The sequence below is a fragment of the Cellulomonas sp. C5510 genome, assembly GCF_019797765.1.
In the GTDB taxonomy this organism is placed as follows: Bacteria; Actinomycetota; Actinomycetes; order Actinomycetales; family Cellulomonadaceae; genus Cellulomonas.
Genome location: NZ_CP081862.1, coordinates 2,632,738 through 2,653,814, shown reverse-complemented (window position 1 = coordinate 2,653,814; position 21,077 = coordinate 2,632,738). Strand labels below are relative to the sequence as shown.

Sequence of the window (21,077 nt, the reverse complement as noted above, 5' to 3'; positions counted from 1 at the left end):
TGGGCCGGCCCGGCGTCCGCGCGGGTCGGGGCGTCCCGCGGCTGCACGGCGGCGCGGCGTGCCGCGCGGCGCGGCGGCCGTCGCCGACGTGCTCGTGCTCGCCGTCGCGACCGCTGCCGCGCTGACACCGTTGCTGCCCGTCTACGGCGGGTCGGCGCTGGTCGTGCCCGTCCTGGGCGGCGTGCTGCTCGGTGCCGCCGTCGGCGTCCTGACGGCGTGGACCCGGTGGTCGCCGCCGGTCACGGCCGCGGTGCTGCTCGCCGTCGCCGTGCTCGCGGGCGGCCCGCTGGCGACACCCGGCGAGACCGTCGGGGGTCTGCTGCCGACGCCGGCGTCCGCGGTCGCGGTGGTGCGCGGGTCGGTCCTCGGGTGGAAGGACGTCCTCACGCTCCAGCCCCCGCTCGGCGGGTCCGGCTGGTTGCTGGTGCCCCCGTACGTGCTGGCGCTCACCGCGACCGCCGTCGGGATCCGGCTCGCGCTCGGCACCGGTCGCGCTGCGCCGGCGGCGGCAGCCCTGCCCGCCGTGTGCCTGGCGGTCGCGGTGCTGCTCGGCACGCACACGGTGGTCGCGCCGGCGGCGGTCGGCACGGCACTCGCCGGCGTCCTGCTCCTGTGGGCCTCGTGGCGCGCGGGGCGGCTCCGTGCCCGGCGCCCGGTCGCCCTCGTCGCTCTCGTCGCCGTGGCCGCCGGGGCGGGCCTGGGCGCGGGCGCCGTGGTCGACCGGAGGAGCGACCGCTTCGTGCTGCGTGACGAGCTCGTGCCGCCGTTCGACCCCCGCGACTACGCCAGCCCGCTGTCCGCGTTCCGCGCGTTCGTCAAGGACGACGACACGGTGGACCTGTTCACGGTGACGGGGCTGCCCGAGGGCGCGCGGGTGCGGCTCGCGACGTTCGACCGGTTCGACGGTGTGGTCTGGAACGTCGCGGGCGACGGCTCGTCCCGCGCCTCCGGCGAGTTCCGGCGGGTCGGCGAGACGGTCGGCGACCGGGCGGCCGAGGAGGCGGACTCCCGGGACGGCAGCCGCGTGCAGGTGCGCGTGCAGGTCGACCAGCTGGACGGCGTGTGGCTGCCGACGGTCGGCGACGCGGTGTCCGTGCGGTTCGCCGACCAGGAGGACCAGGCGCGGCTGCGGTTCAACGACGCCACCGGGGCGGCCGTGCTGACCGGCGGGCTCGACACCGGCCTGACGTACACGCTGGACACGCTCGTGCCGGCCGTGCCCGACGATGCCGCTCTCGGCTCCGCCACGGGCCGCGACCTCGACCTCCCCGAGCCGCAGGCGGTGCCCGACGCGGTGGTGGCGGCCGCCTCCGACGCCGTCCGGGACGCGGAGACGCCGGCCGAGGTCGCCCGGGCGCTGGAACGGACGCTGTCGGAGAACGGGTTCTTCTCCCACGGCCGCACGGACCAGGGCGACTACCCGTCGCTCTCCGGGCACGGGGCCGACCGGGTCGCGACGCTGCTCGACGGCGAGCTCATGGTCGGCGACGACGAGCAGTACGCGTCCGCGATGGCGCTCATGGCCCGGGAGCTGGGCCTGCCCGCGCGCGTCGTCATGGGCTTCGTCCCCGGCGCCGACGAGGACGGCGACGCCGGGGCGGACGAGGCGCCGGCCGCAGACCCCGGCGACCCCGTGGTGGTCACCGGGGCCGACGTCCACGCGTGGGTGGAGATCGCCTTCGCGGGTCACGGCTGGGTGCCGTTCGACCCCACGCCGCCGGAGAGCCAGACACCGCAGGACGAGACCGAGACCAGCCAGGCCGACCCCGAGCCGCAGGTCGCCCAGCCCCCGCCGCCGGCGCCCGACCCGGTGGAGCCGCCGCAGGACGACACCGAGCAGCCCCAGACGCAGGACCCGGCCGACGAGTCCGGCTGGGCGCTCTGGCAGCGGATCGCGCTGGGCGTCGCCGCGGGGTCCGGCGGGCTGCTCCTGCTGCTGTCGCCGTTCCTCGTCATCGCGGCGCTCAAGGCCCGCCGCCGTCGTCGCCGTCGCCGTGACCCGGTGCCGCTGCGCCGCGTCGTCGGGGGCTGGCAGGAGGTGCTGGACCTGGCGACCGACCTCCGGCGCGACGTCGACCCGGTCGCGACCCGCCGCGAGGGCGCCCGGGCGCTCGACCTGGCGTTCACCGCAGCGGTCCCGGTGCCGACACGTCGTGGACGCGCTGCGGCTCCCGGGCCGAACGCGGCCGGGGCCGAGGCCGGCGCCGCCGTGGTCGCGCTCGCGGAGCGGGCGGACGCCGCCGTCTTCGGGCCGGCCGACCCGTCCGTCGCGGACGCGCGCGACTACTGGGCGCAGGTCGACCGTGCGCTCGACCACATGCGAGCCGCGACCCCGCGCCGGCAGCGCTGGCGCGGCCGGCTGACCACCCGCTCGCTGCGCCCCCGTGGCGGGCGAGCCCGACGCACCACAGGAGCAGGACGATGAGCAGCACCTCCGGCGGCGGAGTCCCCGCCGTGCACGGGGCACCACCGGCGCCGATCGGCCGCCGGGTGACGGCGTCGCTGGTCGACGGCGTGCTGACCGCCCTGGTCTCCGCTCCGCTGTGGGCGGCCACCGTCCCCGCTGTGACCGCGTCCGCCCGCCAGGACGCGACCCCACCGGCGCCACCGGGCGGGCTGCTCGCCGCCGGGCTGATGCTGCTGCTGGCGTGGGGTGTCGTCCAGTGGGTGTGCCACGGCACGCGCGGGTGGACCGTGGGGCGCCGCCTGCTCGGCCTGCGGACGGTCGACGTCCGCAGCGCCCGGCCGCTCGGGCTGGGGCGCGCGCTCGTCCGGTCGCTCGTGGTCGCGCTCGGGGCTCTCGCGTGCGGGGTCGGGCAGCTGCTCGTGCTCCTCAGCCCGCTGTTCGACGGCACCGGTCGGTACCGCGGCTGGCACGACCGGGTGGCCGATGCGGTCGTCGTCGACGTCCGGGGTCTGCCCGCCTCGCGGCGCGTCGCGTCCTGGGAGCCCGTCCGCCGGCCGGCGACCGAGCCCGTCGTGGCCCGCGAGGTCCCGTGGGCCACGCCCGAGGCACCCGAGGCACCCGAGGCCCCCGCGGCCCCCGAGGACCCGGCCGGCGCGGCGACCCCCGCCGACCGGGGCACCGACCACCTGCTCGACGCGGCACGTGCCCCCGAGCCGGACGCCCCCGCGCGCACCCGGTGGGCTGCACTGGCCGGGGAGAGGCAGCTCGACGTGCCGGGCCTCGTCCTGCCTCCGCTCGGCAGGCCCGGCCCGGGCCCGGACCTCGACACCCGGCAGATGCCGACGGTGCCGGCGGTGCCGACAGCCGGTGCGGTGCCCGGTGGACCCGCCGTCCTGGGTGGCGCCGGGCGCGCGGGACGGCACGCCGCGGTCGGCAGATCGGCGGACCCGGCCCCCGCCGGCGCCGGGTCGTCGGTGCCGACGCCGCCTCACCCGGATGCGCCGCCCGGGCACGGGGAGCCGCGTGGGCACGGCGTTCCTGCTGCGCACCCGGAGCCTCGCACCCCGCTGCCGACCGCGGCGCCCGTGCGGGCCGTGCCCGCCGCGCCGTCGGCTCCGTCGCCGGAGGCTGCGCCGGCGTCGCCCGCGTCCACGCCGCCCGAGCTGTCCACGCGGCCCTCGCCGCCCTCGCCCGCCGCGCCGTCCCCGTCCGTGCCTCCGCTGCCGACCGTCCCTCCGCTGCCGACCGTCCCTCCGCTGCCGCCCGAGCTCTTCCCGGCCGCGACGCCGTCGACCGGGCCGGACGCCCCGCGCTCCTGGGCCGTCCGCCTGCCCGACGGGACGGTCGTCGGGCTGGAGGTCCCCCTGCTGGTCGGTCGCAACCCCGAGCCGCAGCCGGGCGTCCGGGTGGCGCCCGTGAGCGACCCGGGCCGGTCGGTGTCCAAGACGCACCTCATGCTCGGGGCCGACGACCACGGGGCCTGGGTCGTGGACCGCGGCTCCACCAACGGCACCCTCGTCACGCTGGCGGACGGGCAGCGCATCGTGTGCCTGCCGGACCGCCGCGTCCGGTTGACCGACGGCTCGCTGGTGGCGTTCGGCGACCTCTCGCTGTCCGTGGGGCTGCGCGCCTAGAGTGACGCATAGGCCGCGCGCGGTCTCGTGCGACGATGCAGGACGTCGAGCTGGTCGACGTCGGGGGGACGGGTGCGGCCCGGGACCCCGTGGCCCTCGCGGGACGGCACCGCCGCACGGCACGGCCGGGCCGGAGCCGGACGCCCCTCCGACGGTGGGCGGTCGTGTCGCTCACGGTGATGCTCGTGGCCGGCGGCGCGGTGGGCGCGGGGCTGGCGGCGGGCGGCTACCCGGCCCGTCCTCGGGCAGCGGCCGGCATGCTCCACCCGGTGGACGACCCGCCGTGGACGCGGTGGCACGCGCCGGTGCCGCGCTCCGACGACCTGCTCGCCGCAGACGGGGTGCTGCTCGGCACGTCCGTGCGCGAGGGCCGCTTCCGGGTGACCGCCTGGGACGTCGCGACCGGCGGACGCCGCTGGGACCAGGACCTCGGCCCCGTGGCCGGCACCCGGCCGCTCACGGGGTGCCTGCCGGACCGCGACGGGACGAGTGCCGTCGTCGTGTGCGTGGTGGAGCCGCCCGTCGTGCCGACGGACCCCGCGCGCCCCTCGACGGTGCCCTTCCCCGCACCGGACGAGCGCTGGGCGCGGGTGTCCGCGCTCGACGCGGCGACCGGTGCGGTGCTCAGCACGTCCACGCTGGTGGGGCGGCTGGCGGCGGTCGAGCGGCTGGCGGACGACGTCGTGGTGCTGAGCATCGCGCCGGACGGTCACCCGCAGGTCGCCCGCTACTCCGCCGAGGGCGGCCACCTGCGCTGGTGGTACCGGGGCGACGAGCCGCTGCGGCTGCGGTCCGGCATCGTCTCGGGCTCGGAGCTCCGGGTGGACGACGCGTTCGTGCTGGTGCAGGGGTGGTCCGCCTCCGTGCTGGACGCCGCGGACGGCTCCGTCATCACCACCGGGACACCGCAGTGGTACACGATCGGCGCCCTCGCGCAGGGCGTCTTCGGCACCTGGTCGAGCGGTCAGGGCGGCACCGTGCGGGACCGGAGCGGCGCGGAGCTGTTCCGGTCGTCGGCGCTCTTCCCGTCGTTCACGGCCACGGACCAGCAGCCGCCCGACGTGCTCGTCTTGGACAGCGGCGGCAGCGTCGTCGGCCGGTCGTTGCCGGACGGCGACGAGCTGTGGCGGCTCGACACGTACCGGGCGGTGCGGCTGCGCGTCGACGGCAAGCTCGTCCTGGTGGGTGTGGACGGCTACCAGGTGGCGGACGTCCGCACGGGCGACGTGCTGTGGCAGACGCCCGGCCGGACGCTCATGTGGTGGGCGCCGCTCACCGACGGGCGCCTCGTCCTGTCGGCCGGCCGGACGGGCTCCGGGACGCCGACGATCGAGGCGCGGCGGCTGGCCGACGGGGCCCTGGAGTGGAGCCTGCCGGTGCCCGACGGCGTGCGGGCGGTCACCGAGGTCGGCGGCCACCTGGTGCTCCGGACGCGCGACGAGATCCTGCTGCTGCAGTGACGTCCGGATGCTGAGCGCTTGCGGTCCGCCCGACGGGCGGGGGTACAGTGCAGATGTGCTCTCGCTCCGCACCCTCCTCCTTCGCCGCCGCGACGAGGCCCTCTAGGCCGGATCCTCGTCGCGGTGTTCGGTGCGCCGGCTGACCCGCAGCACCCGCGACGCGAAGGACCTCCGATGAGCTACCACGACAGCAACCCCCAGCAGCCCTCCGGCATGCCGGTGCACAAGTACCGCCCGTTCGCCGACCAGATCCGTGTCGATCTGCCGGACCGGACCTGGCCGACGAAGCAGATCACGAAGGCCCCGCGCTGGTGCGCCGTCGACCTGCGCGACGGCAACCAGGCCCTGATCGAGCCGATGAACGCCGCCCGCAAGCTGGCGATGTTCGAGCTGCTCGTCGAGATGGGCTACAAGGAGATCGAGGTCGGCTTCCCGTCCGCCTCGCAGACGGACTTCGACTTCGTGCGGATGCTCATCGACGAGGGCCGCATCCCCGACGACGTCGTCATCCAGGTGCTGACGCAGTCCCGCGAGCACCTGATCGAGCGGACGTACGAGGCGATCGCCGGCGCGAAGCAGGCCATCGTGCACCTGTACAACTCGACGTCGGTCCTGCAGCGCGAGGTCGTGTTCCGGTCCGACGAGGACGGCATCGTCGACATCGCCGTCTCCGGCGCCCGGCTGTGCAAGAAGTACGAGGAGAGCGTCCCGGGCACCGAGGTGTTCTACGAGTACAGCCCCGAGTCGTACACCGGTACCGAGCTGGAGTTCGCGGCGCGCATCTGCAACGCCGTGCTCGACGTGTTCGAGCCGACGGCCGACAAGCCGGTGATCATCAACCTGCCGGCGACCGTCGAGATGGCCACGCCCAACGTCTACGCGGACTCCATCGAGTGGATGGGCCGGAACCTGCGGTACCGCGAGCACGTCGTGCTGTCGCTGCACCCGCACAACGACCGCGGCACCGCCGTCGCCGCCGCCGAGCTGGGCTACCTGGCCGGCGCCGACCGCATCGAGGGCTGCCTGTTCGGCAACGGCGAGCGCACCGGCAACGTCTGCCTGGTCACGCTCGGCATGAACCTGTTCAGCCAGGGCGTCGACCCGGAGATCGACTTCGCCGTCGGCGGCGGCATCGACCACATCCGGCGGGTCGTCGAGCACTGCAACCAGATGGTCGTGCCCGAGCGGCACCCCTACGGCGGCGACCTGGTGTTCACGGCGTTCTCCGGCTCGCACCAGGACGCGATCAAGAAGGGCCTGGACGCCCTGGAGGCGCGGGCCGCGGCCGAGGGCAAGGGCGTGGACGACCTCGTCTGGGCCGTGCCGTACCTGCCGATCGACCCGAAGGACGTCGGCCGGTCGTACGAGGCGATCATCCGCGTCAACTCGCAGTCCGGGAAGGGCGGCATCAGCTACCTGATGAAGTCCGAGCGCGACCTGGACCTGCCGCGCCGCCTGCAGATCGAGTTCTCGCAGGTGGTCCAGCGGTTCACCGACGCGAACGGCAGCGAGGTCACCGCGGACGAGCTGTGGCGGATCTTCACCGACGAGTACCTGCCCGTCGAGCCGGGCTCCGACCTCGCGCCGTGGGGCCGGTTCGCGCTGCGCGGCACCCGCACCACCAGCGGCGAGGAGGGCCCGGACACGCTTGCGGTGGACCTCGTGGACGGCGGCGTCGACCGCACCGTCGAGGCGTCCGGCAACGGGCCGATCGCGGCGTTCGTCGCGGCGCTCGGGCAGGTCGGCGTGCGCGTCCAGGTGCTCGACTACGCCGAGCACGCCCTGTCCGCCGGTGGCGACGCGACCGCCGCCGCGTACGTGGAGTGCGCGGTCGGCGACCAGACCCTCTGGGGCGTCGGCATCGACCCGTCCATCACGACCGCGTCGCTCAAGGCCATCGTGTCCGCGGTGAACCGCGCCGAGCGCGCGTCCGCCCCCGCCTGACCCGGCGCGGGCCCCACGACGGGGGCCGGCGCCACCCCTGACCGGCCCCCGCGCCCGGTCCCGCCCACCGCGCCACCCGCGCGCCGGTGCGGGGCCGGGCGTCGCCGCGTCCGGTCTGGAGCGGTCCCGCGCTCGGCCGGGGCCGCGCCCACATCGACTCCCACCCCGGTCGTTCGGATCCGAACGACCGGACTCGCCGGGCGTGTCGGTGCGAACGGATCCGAACGACGGACCACCGGAGAGCGGCGGGCCGGGCAGTCGGGTGTGGCGGGCGGCCGGGTGTCGGGGGTGCACGGGCGGAGGGATCCGAACGACCAGGCGCGCCAGGCGTGTCGGCGCGAGGGGATCCGAACGGCCGGAGGCTCGGGACGTGTGGGGGACGGGGGCGCTCGGTGCAGGGTGCGCGGGCGGGCGGCGCGGGCAGCACGCGAACGGGGGCGCGGCGGGGGACAATGGGGACGTGAGCCTCTACCGCGACGAGGCGATCGTGCTGCGCACCCACAAGCTCGGGGAGGCGGACCGGATCGTCACCCTGCTGACCCGCACCCACGGCAAGGTGCGCGCGGTCGCGAAGGGGGTCCGGCGCACCACGTCCCGGTTCGGGTCGCGGCTCGAGCCGTTCATGCACGTCGACGTGCAGCTCAGCACGGGCCGGAACCTCGACGTCGTGACGCAGGTCGAGACGCTCGGCGCCTACGGCCGGCCGGTTTGCGAGGACTACGCCCTGTACACCGCGGGAACCGTGATGCTCGAGACCGCCGAGCGGCTGGTCGAGGCGGAGCGGGAGCCGTCGCTGCAGCAGTACTGGCTGCTGGTCGGTGCCGTGCGGTCCCTGGCCTCGCGCGAGCACGCGCCGGGGCTCGTGCTGGACTCGTACCTGCTGCGCGCGCTCGCGATCGCGGGGTGGGCGCCGTCGTTCACCGACTGCGCGCGCTGCGGCCGGCCCGGCCCGCACCACTCGTTCGCGGTCGCGCAGGGCGGTGCCGTCTGCCTGTCCTGCCGCCCGCCGGGGGCGACCGCACCGGCGCCGGAGACGTTGAGCCTGCTCGCCGCGCTGCTCGCCGGCGACTGGCCCGTGGCCGAGGCGTCCGCCGAGCGGCACCGCAAGGAGGGCAACGGGCTGGTGTCCGCGTACTCCCAGTTCCACCTGGAGCGCACGCTGCGCTCGCTGCCGATGGTCGAGAGGATCTGATGCCGGTCCCACCGCCGCCGCACCCCAGCGGCGCCCGCCCGCCCGTGCTGCCGAAGGAGCTCGTCCCGAAGCACGTCGCGATCGTCATGGACGGCAACGGCCGGTGGGCGAACGCGCGCGGTCTGCCCCGCACGGCCGGGCACGCCGCGGGGGAGGCGTCCCTGCTGGACGTCGTCGCCGGCGCCATCGAGATCGGCGTGACGCACGTGTCGGCCTACGCGTTCTCGACGGAGAACTGGTCGCGGTCGCCGGAGGAGGTGCGGTTCCTCATGGGCTTCAACCGTGACGTCCTGCGCCGCCGCCGCGACGTGATGAACGACTGGGGCGTGCGGGTGCGCTGGGCGGGTCGCCGGCCGCGGCTGTGGCGGTCGGTGATCTCGGAGCTCGAGGAGGCCGAGCGCCTGACCGCGGGCAACACGACCTGCACGCTCACGATGTGCGTGAACTACGGCGGGCGGGCGGAGATCGCGGACGCCGCGAAGGCGATCGCGCAGGACGTCGCGGCGGGCCGGCTGCGCGCGGACAAGGTCAGCGAGAAGACGGTCCAGCGGTACCTCGACGAGCCGGACCTCCCCGACGTCGACCTGTTCCTGCGGTCGTCGGGGGAGCAGCGCACGTCGAACTTCATGATCTGGCAGGCGGCGTACGCGGAGCTCGTGTTCCTGGACGAGCCGTGGCCGGACGTCGACCGGCGCCACCTGTGGCGGGCGATCGAGACGTACGCCCGGCGCGACCGCCGCTACGGCGGCGCCGTGGACGCGCCCGCGCCGGCCTGAGGCCCGACCTGCGCGGACGCAGGGAGCGGACCGCGCCCGCGTGTCGGTGCCCGGCCCTACGTTGGGGTCATGAGCGCGATGGCAGTGGGCATGATCACCTTCGACACGACCGACGCGGTGTCGCTGGCGGGCTGGTGGGCGCGGCACACGGGCGGGACGGTGCGGGACGACTCGGGCGGCTGGTTCGTGATCGTGACGTCCGACTCCGGTCCGACGCTGGCGTTCCAGCGCGTGGCGGATCCGACTCCGGGCAAGAACCGGCTGCACCTGGACCTGCACGTGCCGGACCGCACCGCCACGGCGCAGGAGCTCCTCGCCGACGGCGCGACCCTCGTCGCCGAGCGGGCGGAGCACGGGTTCACGTGGACGGTGCTGGCCGACCCGGACGGCAACCAGTTCTGCCTGGCCCAGGAGGACGGCGCCTGACGGCGAGGCTGCGACGGGGCGCGGGGGCGTCAGGCGACGCGTGAGGTGCGGTCCGCCGGCAGGTCCGTCGCCGCCGGCTCGCCGGACGCGTTCCGCCGGCCGGACCGGTGCCGACGCACGGCGACCGCGACGACGACCGCGACGAGGGCGACGACACCCGCCAGCGCCCAGGGGGAGCGCGCCGCCAGCCCCACGGCTCCCCACACGACGCCGAGCCCGACCGTGCCCCAGATCGCCGACCAGGCGACGCTCCCGGGGACGGACGCGACGACGAAGCGCAGGTACGGCATCCGCAGCAGCCCTGCGCCGACGAACACCGCGGTCTGCACCCCGACGGTCACGTAGGCGAAGGTCACGGCGAGCGGACCCCAGCGGTGCACCAGGGCGAGCCCGCGCCGCGCGGTGCGGGTCCGCACGAGCCGCCGGGCCCGGGCGCGCAGGGCCGCGCCGCGGCGGGCGTCGTCCTCGGCAGCGGCCGGGCCGGTGTCAGCGGCGGTGGCGTCAGCGGCGGGCGCACCGGGCGCCGCCTGGTCCGCGAGGTGCGCGGCGCCGGAGTACACGCCCCGCCCGAGCCAGTAGAACAGGTGCGAGCGCGCCATCACGATGACGAACAGGGCGGCGAACACGAACCACAGCGGGCGCCCCGCCATCCCGTACGCCGCAGCCACGTCCGTCACCCCCGGGAGTCTACGGGGGCGGCCTCGGGACGTTCGTCCGGGATCCCGCACCGGTGGGCGCGTGCTACTGTCCTCGCCGAGCTTTCGCTCATCCACAGGATTGTTACCCGCCACCGTCGCGGGGCAAGACCTGGGTCGCAGAGATGCGTCCCGGGTCTTTTTTTGTGCCCGGACGCCGGTGGACGTTTCCAACGAGGGAGTCCCAGATGACGTCCGCGACGACGCGCGACAGGGCCGAGGAGATCATCGCGGCGGTCGGAGGACCGTCGAACGTCCTCAGCCTCACCCACTGCGCCACCCGGCTGCGCTTCGAGCTGCGCGACGCCTCCGTGGTCGACCAGCCGACCGTGGAGCGGATCCCCGGCGTGATGGGCGCGGTGCCGCAGTCCGGCGACCGCTACCAGGTCGTCATCGGCGGCGCGGTGCAGACCGTGTACACGCAGATCATGCACCTGCCGGAGATGGCCGGCGTCGGCGCGGCCCGGCAGTCCGACGCGGACGTGAAGGCCGCGGCGCGGTCGAAGGCGCGCGGCAAGGTCGCGTGGCTGGACGCGGTGTTCGAGTACCTGTCGGACTCGTTCCGCCCGCTGCTCGGCGTGCTGCTGGGCGCGTCCCTGATCATCGCGTTCGCGGCGGTGCTCGACGCGCTCGGCGTCGTGGACTTCCGCGCTGCCGACAAGCCGGCCACCTGGGTGTTCGTCGACGCGATGTGGCGGGCGGTGTTCTACTTCCTGCCGATCATGGTGGCGTACAACGCCGCGAAGAAGCTGCAGGTCGACCCCTGGCTCGGCGCCACCGTCATGGCCGCGGTCATGACGCCGAACTTCCTCAGCCTGACGGACGCCGCGTCGACCGTCTGCACCACCAACGCGACGCTCGGCACGACGGCCTGCGTGGCGGACGTCTTCGGGCTGCCGATGCAGCTCAACGACTACGGCGGCCAGGTCTTCGTGCCGCTCATCATGGTCGCGGTGCTCGCGCCGCTGTACCGCGGACTGAAGCGGGTGTTCCCGGAGAACATCCAGATGGTCTTCGTGCCGTTCCTGTCGATGGTCGTGATGATCCCGGTCACGGCGTTCCTGCTGGGCCCGCTGGGCATCTGGCTGGGGTCGGGGCTGGGAGACGGCCTGGCGTGGCTGAACGGCAACGCGCCGATCGTGTTCGCCATCGTGATCCCGCTGATCTACCCGTTCCTGGTGCCGCTGGGCCTGCACTGGCCGCTGAACGCGCTGATGCTGGTCAATCTCAACACCCTCGGCTACGACTTCATCCAGGGCCCCATGGGCGCGTGGAACTTCGCCTGCTTCGGCGCCACCGCCGGCGTGCTCGTGCTCGCGGTGCGGGACAAGGACGTGCAGATGCGGCAGACGGCCACGGGCGCGCTCGCCGCGGGTCTGCTCGGCGGCATCTCCGAGCCGTCGCTGTACGGCATCCACCTGCGGTTCAAGCGCATCTACCCGCGCATGCTCGTCGGCTGCCTCGTGGGCGGTGTCATCATCGGCGTGCTCGGTGGCGTCGACACCCAGGCGTTCGCGTTCACCTCGCTGCTCACCATCCCGGTGTTCGACCCGATGCCGGTGTACGCGATCGCCGTCGCCGCGGCGTTCGCGGTGTCGATGGTGCTGGTGATCGTGTCCGACTACCGCACTCCGGAGCAGCGAGCCGAGGCCGCCGCGGCCCGCGCCCAGGCGGAGGCCGACCTCGCGCTCGAGGCCGCCGCCCCCGGCGCCGCCCCTGCTGCCACGTCGCCGGCCGCCGCGTCGCCGTCCGCCTCCCCGGTGGCGACCGCCACGGCCGCCGCTCCGGCCGCCGCCCCCGCCGCGGTGGCGCCGGCGTCCGCCCCGACCACGGTCGTGGCCTCGCCCGTCGCCGGCGAGCTGGTGCCCCTCGCGCAGGTCGCGGACCCGGTGTTCGCCTCGCAGGCTCTCGGTGAGGGCGTCGGCGTGGTGCCGACGTCCGGCGAGGTCGTCGCCCCGGTCGCCGGGGAGCTCGTGACGGTCGCGGACACCGGGCACGCCTTCGGGATCAAGACGGCCGACGGCGTCGAGGTGCTCGTGCACGTCGGCATCGACACGGTCCGGATGGCGGGCGAGGGCTTCGCGGTCGCGGTCGTGAAGGGCCAGCACGTCGCGGTCGGCGACCGACTCGTGACCGTGGACCTCGACGCGGTCCGTGCCGCGGGCTTCGACACCACGACGGTCGTGACGGTGCTCAACTCGCGGGCGCTGACCTCGGTGTCGCCGCGTCCGGCGGGTAGCGTCGTCCCGGGCGACACGGTCGTCGACGTGCAGCCCTGATCCTGACCGCACCACCCGGCGGCGGACGGCGCGGCGTCCGGCCCCTCGCGGGCCGGGGTGCGGCGCCGTCCGCCGCGGCCGCCCGTCCGCAGCTCCCGCCGCACCCCGCAGCACCCACCCCAGCAGCCCGACCTCGACTCAGGAGCGACGCCGTGGACGTCCTGCGCGTGTTCAACAACAACCTGGTGCTCGCGCGCGACGACCGTGGCGCCGAGGTGATCCTCACGGGCCGCGGCCTGGGGTTCCAGGCGAAGCCGGGGGACCGGGTCGCCGAGGACCGGGTGGTGCGCGTGTTCCGTCCGGACGACGGGCGTGACCCGGACCACCTGGCCGGGTTGCTGGCCGGCATCCCGCCGGAGCACGTGCAGCTCGTGGGGGAGGCGCTCGCCGAGGTCGGCCTCGACCGGCTCGCGGCGAAGCCGGCGCTGGTCGTCGCGATGGCGGACCACATCGGCTTCGCCCTGCGCCGAGCGGAGCAGGGACAGGCGGTCGAGTACCCGCTGCTGGCGGAGGTGACCAACCTCTACGCCGAGGAGCACGAGCAGGCCACCGCGCTGCTCGCGGCGGTCAACGCCCGGGTCGCCACGCCGCTGCCCCCGACGGAGGCGGTCGGCCTGGCGCTGCACCTCGTCAACGCCGGGTTCGCGACCGGGGACCTGTCGTACAGCTACACGATGACGGGGCTGATCCAGCAGTTCCTCGACGTGGTGGCCGGGGCGTACGGCGTCGACCTGGTCCCCGGCAGCGTGAGCGTCGGCCGGTTCGTCACGCACCTGCGCTACCTGTTCGTCCGGATCCACCAGCGTCGCCAGCTCGATGACCGCCGCCACTCGGAGGTCGGTGACGCGATCCGCCGGACCTACCCGGAGGCGTCCGAGACCGCGGACCGCCTCGCGCGGCTGGTGGAGCTGCGCCTGCAGGCCGGACTCACCGAGGACGAGGTCTCGTACCTCGCGCTGCACGTCGCGCGCATCGCGCAGGACTCCCGTACCCAGGACGACGCGCGCCCGGACGACGCGCACGGTGCGACCGCCGGAGGACCCGGCGAGGCGGTCGTCGGGGCGTAGCGCCCCCCCTCGTGGGGCTCCGCCGGCGAGCGCTCCGCCGGCAGCGCTCCGCCCTAGCAGCGCTCCGCCCCAGCAGCGCTCCGCTGGCAGCGCTCCGCCCTAGCAGCGCTCCGCTGGCAGCGCTCCGCCCTAGCAGCGCTCCGCCCTAGCAGCGCTCCGCACCGGCGACAGGCAGTTCGACGTCGTCCGGCAGCTCGGGGTGCGGGTCGTGGTGCGGCGCATCGGACTGCCGCGGGCGCAGCAGCGGGCGGGTGACCGCGACCAGCGCGTACAGGCCGATGGCGAGGAGCACGATCGTTGCGCCCGGCGGGATGTCCTCCCAGTACGTGATGGACAGCCCGACGATGCTGACGCCGACCCCGATCCCGCTGGCCACGGTCATCGTCCGGGCGAACGACCCGGCGAGGAGCTGCGCGACGGCGACGGGGACGATCATGAGCGCCGACACGAGCAGCAGCCCGACGACGCGCATCGCGATCGTGACGGTGAGCGCGGACATCGTCGCGACCACCATGTTGAGCGCGGTCACGGGCAGACCGGAGCCGCGCGCGAACTCCTCGTCGTGGCTGACGGCGAAGAGCACGTGCCGCAGTCCGAGGCCGACCGCGAGCACCCCGACGGCCAGGCCCACGGTCCACCAGAGGTCCCCGGTCGAGACGGTCGAGATGGATCCGAACAGGTAGGACACCAGGTTGGCGTTGGTGCCGCCGGCGAGCTTGATGAGCAGCACGCCGCCGGCGATGCCGCCGTAGAACATGAGCGCGAGCGCCAGGTCGCCTGAGGTGCGGCCGCGGGCGCGCACCCACTCGATGACGACCGAGCCGATGATCGCCGCGACGACAGCGCCGGGGACGGCCAGCGTGTCCTGCGGCACCAGCCCCGCCCAGGTGCCGACGAGCCAGCCCAGCGCGACACCGGTCAGGGCGACGTGCCCGATGCCGTCGCCCATCAGCGCAAGGCGCCGTTGCACCAGGAACGTCCCCACGACCGGAGCGGCGGCCCCGACCAGGACCGCCGCGAGCAGGGCGCGCTGCATGAGCGGGGACGACAGCATCGACCCGAGGGTCTCGAACCAGGTCACGGGAGGACCTCCATCGACAGCCCGGTCGACCCGGCCTCGGGCGGCGGCGGGTCGGCGTGCGGGTGGGTGTGCTGGTGGCCGGCGCCGGCGTGCTCGCCGCGTGCGGTCGGCGGGGGGCCGTCGTAGACGACCCTGCCGTGGCGGAGGGCGACGGCGCGGTCGATCAGGTCCGCGAACGCCCCGAGCTCGTGCAGGATGACGAGGACGGTCCCGCCGGCGCGCTGCCGCTCGCGCACCGTGGCGACGAACGTCTCCTGCGTCGGCAGGTCGATGCCGGAGGTCGGCTCGTCCAGCACCAGCAGCTCGGGGTCGCGCACCAGGGCGCGCGCGATCAGCACCCGCTGCTGCTGCCCGCCGGACATCTGGAGCACCGACCGGCGCGCGTGCGCCGCCATGCCGACCTCGTCCAGGGCGGCCAGTGCACGGCGACGGGCGTCGTGGGGCGGGCGGAGCCGGCGCCCGTGCACGAGGCCGGACATCGCGACCTCGAGCGCGGTCGCGGGGACGCCTGCGCCGACCGGCAGCCGCTGCGGCACGTAGCCGACGCGCTCCCACGGCACGCCCGGACCGAGCGGTGCCCCGAGCAGGTGGACCTCGCCGGCGGTGCGCGGGACGATGCCGAGCAGCGCCCGGACCAGCGTGGACTTGCCGGAGCCGTTCGCGCCCAGCAGCGCGACGACCTCGCCGCGCTCGACGCGCAGCCCCACGCCGGACAGGATCGGCTGGCCCCCGAGGACCACGTCGACCCCGCTGGCGGAGACGGCGGGCACGGCGGGCACGGCGCCGGTCGGTGCGGGCGCGCCGCCGGTCCGCGCTGCCGGGTCGGCCGGGGTCGCCGGGGGGCCGGCGGGACGGTCCGGTGCGTCGGTCATGCGCACGAGAGTGCCGTACGCAGCGTCTCCAGGTTGGTCTTGGCGACGGAGACGTAGTCCTGCGTGTCGTCCGTGAGGCCCTCGAGCGGGTCCAGCACGGCGGTCTCGACGCCCAGCTCGTCGGCGAGCGTCTCGGCGACCTTCGGGCTCGCGAGGGTCTCGAAGAAGATCGTCGTCACGCCCTCGGCGCGCACCACGTCGCCCACCTCGGCCAGGCGCGCCGGCGACGGCTCGCCCTCGGGGTCGACGCCGGAGATGCCGACCTGCTCGAGGTCGTAGCGGTCCGCGAGGTACGAGAACGCCTCGTGCGTGGTGACGATGGTGCGGCTCTCGCAGGTGGCGAGCCCGGCGGCGTACTCGTCGTCCAGGTCGGTCATGGCCTGCGCGAACGTGCGGGCGTTCGCCTCGAACTCGTCCGCGTGGTCGGGGTCGAGCTCGCCGAGCTGCGCGGCGACGTCGTCGGCCACGGCGGGCAGCCGGCTGGGGTCCAGCCAGAAGTGCGGGTCGAGGGAGCCGTGGTCGTGCTCCTCGCCGTGCTCGTCGCCGTGCTCGTCGTCCGCGTGCTCCTCGCCGTCCTCGTCGTGCTCGGCGGCGTGCAGCTCGGTGTCCTGCGCGGCGTCGACGACGTGACCCGGCGGGTTCGCCTCGACGGCCTCGTCGACGGCGGCCTGGAACTGCGAGAGGTACACCACGAGGTCCGCGCGCCCGACCTGGTCGACCTGCGCGGGGGAGAGCTCGAGGTCGTGCGGCTCCGCCCCGGGCGGGGTCAGCGAGTCGACGGACACCAGCTCGCCGCCCACCTGCTCGGCGACGTACTGCAGCGGGTAGAAGGACGCGAGCACCTGGACGCCGTCGTCGCCGCCCGACCCGCCGGAGCCGTCGCCGCCGCCCGACGAGCAGGCGGACAGCACGAGCGCCGCTGCGGCGGCGGGGACGAGGGCCGAGAGGGCGCGGCGACGAGTGGACATGAGAGCCATTCTCGCTGTGTTGAGAACGAGTGTCAAAACACGACGCCCCGGGTGCGGGTGCCGCCCGGTAGCCTTGCTCGCGATCACCCTCCCGCGTCACCCAGGCGCGGCGACCCCCGGCACCAGGAGCACTCACCGTGGCAGCACCCTCCCGTCTCGACTCCGTCGTCTCCCTCGCCAAGCGGCGCGGCTTCGTCTTCCAGAGCGGGGAGATCTACGGCGGCTCCCGCTCCGCGTGGGACTACGGGCCGCTCGGCGTCGAGCTCAAGGAGAACATCAAGAAGCAGTGGTGGCGCACGGTCGTGCAGGGCCGCGACGACGTCGTGGGCCTCGACTCCGCCGTCATCCTGCCGCGCCAGGTGTGGGTCGCCTCCGGCCACGTCGGCGTCTTCACCGACCCGCTCACCGAGTGCCTCTCGTGCCACAAGCGGTTCCGCGAGGACCAGATGATCGAGGAGTTCGAGGAGAAGAAGGGCCGCGCGCCCGAGGGCGGCCTCGCCGAGATCGCCTGCCCGAACTGCGGCACCCGCGGCCAGTGGACCGAGCCGCGCGACTTCAACATGATGCTCAAGACCTACCTCGGCCCCGTCGAGGACGAGTCCGGCCTGCACTACCTGCGGCCCGAGACCGCCCAGGGCATCTTCGTGAACTTCGCCAACGTGCTGACCACGGCCCGCAAGAAGCCGCCGTTCGGCATCGGCCAGATCGGCAAGTCGTTCCGCAACGAGATCACCCCCGGCAACTTCATCTTCCGCACGCGCGAGTTCGAGCAGATGGAGATGGAGTTCTTCGTCGAGCCCGGCACGGACGAGACCTGGCACCAGTACTGGATCGACCAGCGCACCGACTGGTACGTGGACCTGGGGATCTCGCGCGAGAACCTGCGGCACTACGAGCACCCGGCCGAGAAGCTCTCGCACTACTCCAAGCGCACCGTCGACATCGAGTACCGCTTCGGCTTCAGCGGCTCGGAGTGGGGCGAGCTCGAGGGCATCGCGAACCGCACCGACTTCGATCTGTCGACGCACTCGAAGCACTCCGGCCAGGACCTGTCGTACTTCGACCAGACGAAGGACGAGCGCTGGGTGCCGTACGTCATCGAGCCGGCCGCGGGCCTGACCCGGTCGCTCATGGCGTTCCTCGTCGAGTCGTACCACGAGGACGAGGCGCCGAATGCGAAGGGCGGCGTCGACAAGCGCACCGTGCTGCGCCTCGACCCGCGCCTCGCCCCCGTGAAGGCCGCGGTGCTGCCGCTCTCCCGCAACGAGGCCCTGTCGCCGAAGGCCCGCGACCTCGCCGCCGAGCTGCGCCGGTCGTGGAACGTCGACTTCGACGACGCCGGCGCCATCGGCCGCCGGTACCGCCGCCAGGACGAGATCGGCACCCCGTTCTGCATCACGGTGGACTTCGACACGCTCGAGGACCAGGCCGTCACGATCCGGCACCGCGACGACATGACGCAGGAGCGGGTCGCGCTGGACCAGGTGACCGGCTACCTCGCGCAGCGGCTCGTCGGGGCCTGAGCCCCGCGCGTGCACACCCACGGCCACCACGCGGGCGGTGACGTCCCCGACCTCCGGGTCGGGCGGCGGGCCCGTGTGGTGGTCGTCGTGCTGCTGGCGGTCGCCGCGGCCGCGACGCTCGCCGGGCTGGCGTGGCTGTGGCCGCGCACCGCGACCCCCGTGCTCGACACCACGCCGGAGGGCTCGTCGTACCAGGTCGTGACGGTCACGGACACCGACCTGCTCGCGGACGCGCAGACCGGGCCGGCGCTGCTCGCCGAGACCGCGGCGGGGGAGACCGTCACGGTCCAGGTCGCGCCCGAGTACCTCGACGTCGTGAGCGCGGGCGACCGCATCCGCGTGCTCGCGCTGCCGCAGGCGACCGGCGCGGCGCCCTACGTCTTCGTCGACCTCGTACGGGGCCCGCCGATGGCCCTGCTCGCGGCGGTGCTCGTCGTCCTCGTGCTCGCGGTCGCCCGGCTGCGCGGCGTCGGCGCGCTGCTCGGGCTGGCCGTGTCGGTCGCCGGCGTGCTCGGGTTCACCGTCCCCGCGCTGCTGGTCGGGAAGCCGGCGCTGCCGGTCGCGCTCGTCACCGCCGCGGCGCTGCTGTACGTGCTGCTGTACCTCGCCCACGGGGTGTCCGTGCGCACCTCGGTCGCGCTGCTGGGCACGCTCGGCGGACTGCTCGCGACCGGCCTGCTCGCGGCGTGGGCCACCGGGGCGACCCACCTCACCGGGCTGAGCGGCGAGCACGCGCTCGACCTGCTGTCGCTCGCCCCCGACGCGAGCCTGCGCGGCATCCTGCTGTGCGGCATGGTGCTGGCCGGGCTCGGCGTGCTCAACGACGTCACCATCACGCAGGCGTCGGCGGTCTGGGAGCTGCGCGCGGTGTCGCCCACGGCGTCCCGGCGCGAGCTGTTCGCCGGCGGGATGCGGATCGGCCGCGACCACATCGCGTCCACGGTCTACACGGTGGCGTTCGCGTACCTCGGGGCGGCGCTGCCGCTCGTGCTGCTGGTCGCGATGTCGGACCGGACGCTGCTCGACTCGCTGACGTCCGGCGAGATCGCGGAGGAGGTCGTCCGGACGATGGTCGGCTCGATCGGGCTGGTGCTCGCGATCCCGCTGACGACGGCCGTGGCCACGGCGCTGGTCCCGGGCCCCGCGGTGCCGGACCCGACCGCGCCGACCTCGACGGTGCCGGACCCGACCGTGCCGGAGTCGACGGTGCCGGACCCGACCGTGCCGGATCCGACCGTGCCGGACCCGACCCGACCCGCCTCACCCGCGCGCGAGGGGACCGGCCCCGCTCTGCCCTGACCGGGCCCGCGTCCCCGCACGAGGGTGCAGCAGGTGTGGGCTTGCACGGCCAGAACCCCGCATCTGCTGCGACGCCGACGGGCTCGGGCAGGCTCGGTCCGGCGCGGGCGCGGTCAGCCCGTACGGCCCGGGGTGTCGACCTCGGCGACCGTGTGGACGTGGGCGTGCGCGTGCCCGTCGGGTGCCGCGTGCCGGGCCGGCGCCGCGCCGGACCGCGTGACCACCAGCGCCGCGATGGCGGTCGTGAGCGGGATCGCGAGCACGAGGCCGATCGAGCCGACCATCGTGCGGACGATCTCCTCGGCGAACTCCCCGCTGGTCAGCGTCGGCCCGAGCGGCAGCTGGTAGAGCTCGAGCAGCAGCAGCACGGGCAGCGCCGCGCCGGTGTACGCGAACGCGATCGTGTAGACGGTGGACGCGATGTGGTCCCGGCCGATCCGCATCCCGCCGCGGAACAGCTCCGACCGGGTGGCCGCGGGGGACGCGGCGCGCAGCTCCCAGACGGCCGACGCCTGCGTGATGGTGACGTCGTTGAGCACGCCCAGACCGGCCAGCACGAGCCCGCACAGGAACAGCCCGCGCAGGGACGTCGCGCCGCTCTCACCGAGCAGCTGCGCGAGCCGGTAGGAGTCCTCGGTGCTGACACCCGACAGCCGCGCCCACTGCGCCCCGACGACTCCGAGGGCGGTCGTGACCGCGAGCCCCGCGAGCGTGCCGAGCAGTGCTGCCGAGGTGCGGAGCGACAATCCGTGGGCGAGGTACAGGACGACGACCATGATGAGCGTCGACGCGCTCAGCGCCACCACCACGGGGTTCTCACCGCGGACCAGCGCGGGCAGCACGTACACGCCGATGACCGCGAACGCGATCAGCAGCCCGATCAGCGCCCGGAGCCCGCGGCTGCGCGCGACGAGGATGATCGCCAGGGCGAACACCAGCGCGATCGTCACGAGCGGCAGGGTGCGGTCGAAGTCGTGCCACGCCCAGACCTCGGGGTCGGAGCCCGACGCGGGGTAGTGCTCGACGAGGATGCGTGTCCCCGCGGGGACGTCCGCGGCGGTGGTCGACGCGGTGGCCCACACCTCGACGTCCCGCCCACGCTCGGGGCCGCTGGTGACCGTCGCGGACACCCGCAGACACGGGACCTCGGCCGGGATCGTGCCGTCCGGCTGCCGGTCCTCGACGGTGCCTTCGCACTGCTCGGCGGACGTGCCCGTGACGGTGGCGGTGGGGTAGTCGATGTCGACGGCACTGATCGTGCGGCCGCTGTCGATCTCGCCGTGCGGCCAGGTCAGCGCCACGCCGACAGCCGCGGCGAGCACGAGCGGCAGCAGGATCGCGGCGATCAGACGACGGGTGCGCAGCGCGGTGGGGGTCGGCACGGAGGCGATTCTGCCGGGTCCGCCCGGCGCGCACCCGGCATGCGCCCGGCGGCGGCCCCGCCCACGCCCCGG

General features: G+C 75.0%; 16 protein-coding genes. 11 read left to right on the top strand and 5 right to left on the bottom strand.

The window, feature by feature from the left end:
- The first annotated feature begins 58 nt into the window (after positions 1 to 58).
- The 7 genes from K5O09_RS12240 to K5O09_RS12210 all read left to right on the top strand — a co-directional run bounded on the left by K5O09_RS12240 (position 59) and on the right by K5O09_RS12210 (position 9,839).
- Positions 59 to 2,425 carry a transglutaminase domain-containing protein gene (locus tag K5O09_RS12240; protein WP_255595368.1) on the top strand — a complete coding sequence of 789 codons (2,367 nt, stop codon included), beginning with the start codon at positions 59 to 61 and terminating at the stop codon, positions 2,423 to 2,425.
- Positions 2,422 to 4,041, top strand: coding sequence for an RDD family protein (locus tag K5O09_RS12235; RefSeq protein ID WP_222169803.1), 1,620 nt, complete (start codon positions 2,422 to 2,424; stop codon positions 4,039 to 4,041). Before K5O09_RS12240 ends, K5O09_RS12235 begins: the two co-directional genes overlap by 4 nt.
- A 35-nt stretch (positions 4,042 to 4,076) precedes the next feature.
- A complete protein-coding gene (locus K5O09_RS12230; protein WP_222169802.1) occupies positions 4,077 to 5,501 on the top strand; it encodes a PQQ-binding-like beta-propeller repeat protein in 1,425 nt (474 codons plus the stop codon).
- A gap of 174 nt (positions 5,502 to 5,675) precedes the next feature.
- Complete coding sequence (gene leuA / locus K5O09_RS12225) at positions 5,676 to 7,445, top strand: 2-isopropylmalate synthase (protein ID WP_222169801.1); 1,770 nt, start codon at positions 5,676 to 5,678, stop codon at positions 7,443 to 7,445.
- Positions 7,446 to 7,905: 460 nt separating this feature from the next.
- Complete coding sequence (recO, locus tag K5O09_RS12220) at positions 7,906 to 8,637, top strand: DNA repair protein RecO (RefSeq protein WP_222169800.1); 732 nt, start codon at positions 7,906 to 7,908, stop codon at positions 8,635 to 8,637.
- Positions 8,637 to 9,413, top strand: coding sequence for an isoprenyl transferase (locus K5O09_RS12215; protein WP_222169799.1), 777 nt, complete (start codon positions 8,637 to 8,639; stop codon positions 9,411 to 9,413). The genes recO and K5O09_RS12215 overlap by 1 nt, the downstream gene beginning before the upstream one ends.
- A gap of 69 nt (positions 9,414 to 9,482) precedes the next feature.
- Entirely contained in the window at positions 9,483 to 9,839 is a 357-nt protein-coding gene (locus tag K5O09_RS12210; RefSeq protein ID WP_255595367.1) for a VOC family protein, read from the top strand.
- Between the two features lie 29 nt (positions 9,840 to 9,868).
- Here the strand turns inward: K5O09_RS12210 and K5O09_RS12205 are convergent, their stop codons facing one another.
- Entirely contained in the window at positions 9,869 to 10,516 is a 648-nt protein-coding gene (locus tag K5O09_RS12205; protein WP_222169798.1) for a DedA family protein, read from the bottom strand.
- Positions 10,517 to 10,722: 206 nt separating this feature from the next.
- Here K5O09_RS12205 and K5O09_RS12200 point away from each other — a divergent pair, with 206 nt between their 5' ends.
- Both K5O09_RS12200 and K5O09_RS12195 read left to right on the top strand, forming a co-directional pair.
- Entirely contained in the window at positions 10,723 to 12,813 is a 2,091-nt protein-coding gene (locus K5O09_RS12200) for a glucose PTS transporter subunit IIA (protein WP_222169797.1), read from the top strand.
- A gap of 152 nt (positions 12,814 to 12,965) precedes the next feature.
- Complete coding sequence (locus K5O09_RS12195) at positions 12,966 to 13,880, top strand: PRD domain-containing protein (RefSeq protein ID WP_222169796.1); 915 nt, start codon at positions 12,966 to 12,968, stop codon at positions 13,878 to 13,880.
- A 145-nt stretch (positions 13,881 to 14,025) separates the two neighbouring features.
- Here K5O09_RS12195 and K5O09_RS12190 read toward each other — a convergent pair whose 3' ends face one another.
- From K5O09_RS12190 to K5O09_RS12180, 3 genes are read right to left on the bottom strand one after another with little or no spacing between them, the layout of a single operon-like run.
- Positions 14,026 to 14,934: a metal ABC transporter permease gene (locus K5O09_RS12190; RefSeq protein ID WP_222172763.1), complete on the bottom strand. Its 909-nt coding sequence runs from the start codon at positions 14,932 to 14,934 to the stop codon at positions 14,026 to 14,028.
- Positions 14,935 to 14,957: 23 nt separating this feature from the next.
- Positions 14,958 to 15,833: a metal ABC transporter ATP-binding protein gene (locus tag K5O09_RS12185; RefSeq protein ID WP_222169795.1), complete on the bottom strand. Its 876-nt coding sequence runs from the start codon at positions 15,831 to 15,833 to the stop codon at positions 14,958 to 14,960.
- Positions 15,830 to 16,801 carry a metal ABC transporter substrate-binding protein gene (locus K5O09_RS12180; protein ID WP_370635442.1) on the bottom strand — a complete coding sequence of 324 codons (972 nt, stop codon included), beginning with the start codon at positions 16,799 to 16,801 and terminating at the stop codon, positions 15,830 to 15,832. The genes K5O09_RS12185 and K5O09_RS12180 overlap by 4 nt, the downstream gene beginning before the upstream one ends.
- Positions 16,802 to 16,938: 137 nt before the next feature.
- Between K5O09_RS12180 and K5O09_RS12175 the strand changes: the two genes are divergently transcribed.
- Both K5O09_RS12175 and K5O09_RS12170 read left to right on the top strand, forming a co-directional pair.
- Complete coding sequence (locus K5O09_RS12175; RefSeq protein WP_222169793.1) at positions 16,939 to 18,324, top strand: glycine--tRNA ligase; 1,386 nt, start codon at positions 16,939 to 16,941, stop codon at positions 18,322 to 18,324.
- Between the two features lie 9 nt (positions 18,325 to 18,333).
- A complete protein-coding gene (locus tag K5O09_RS12170) occupies positions 18,334 to 19,623 on the top strand; it encodes a YibE/F family protein (protein WP_222169792.1) in 1,290 nt (429 codons plus the stop codon).
- Positions 19,624 to 19,736: 113 nt separating this feature from the next.
- Here the strand turns inward: K5O09_RS12170 and K5O09_RS12165 are convergent, their stop codons facing one another.
- A complete protein-coding gene (locus tag K5O09_RS12165; protein ID WP_255595365.1) occupies positions 19,737 to 21,005 on the bottom strand; it encodes a YibE/F family protein in 1,269 nt (422 codons plus the stop codon).
- Positions 21,006 to 21,077 lie beyond the last annotated feature (72 nt).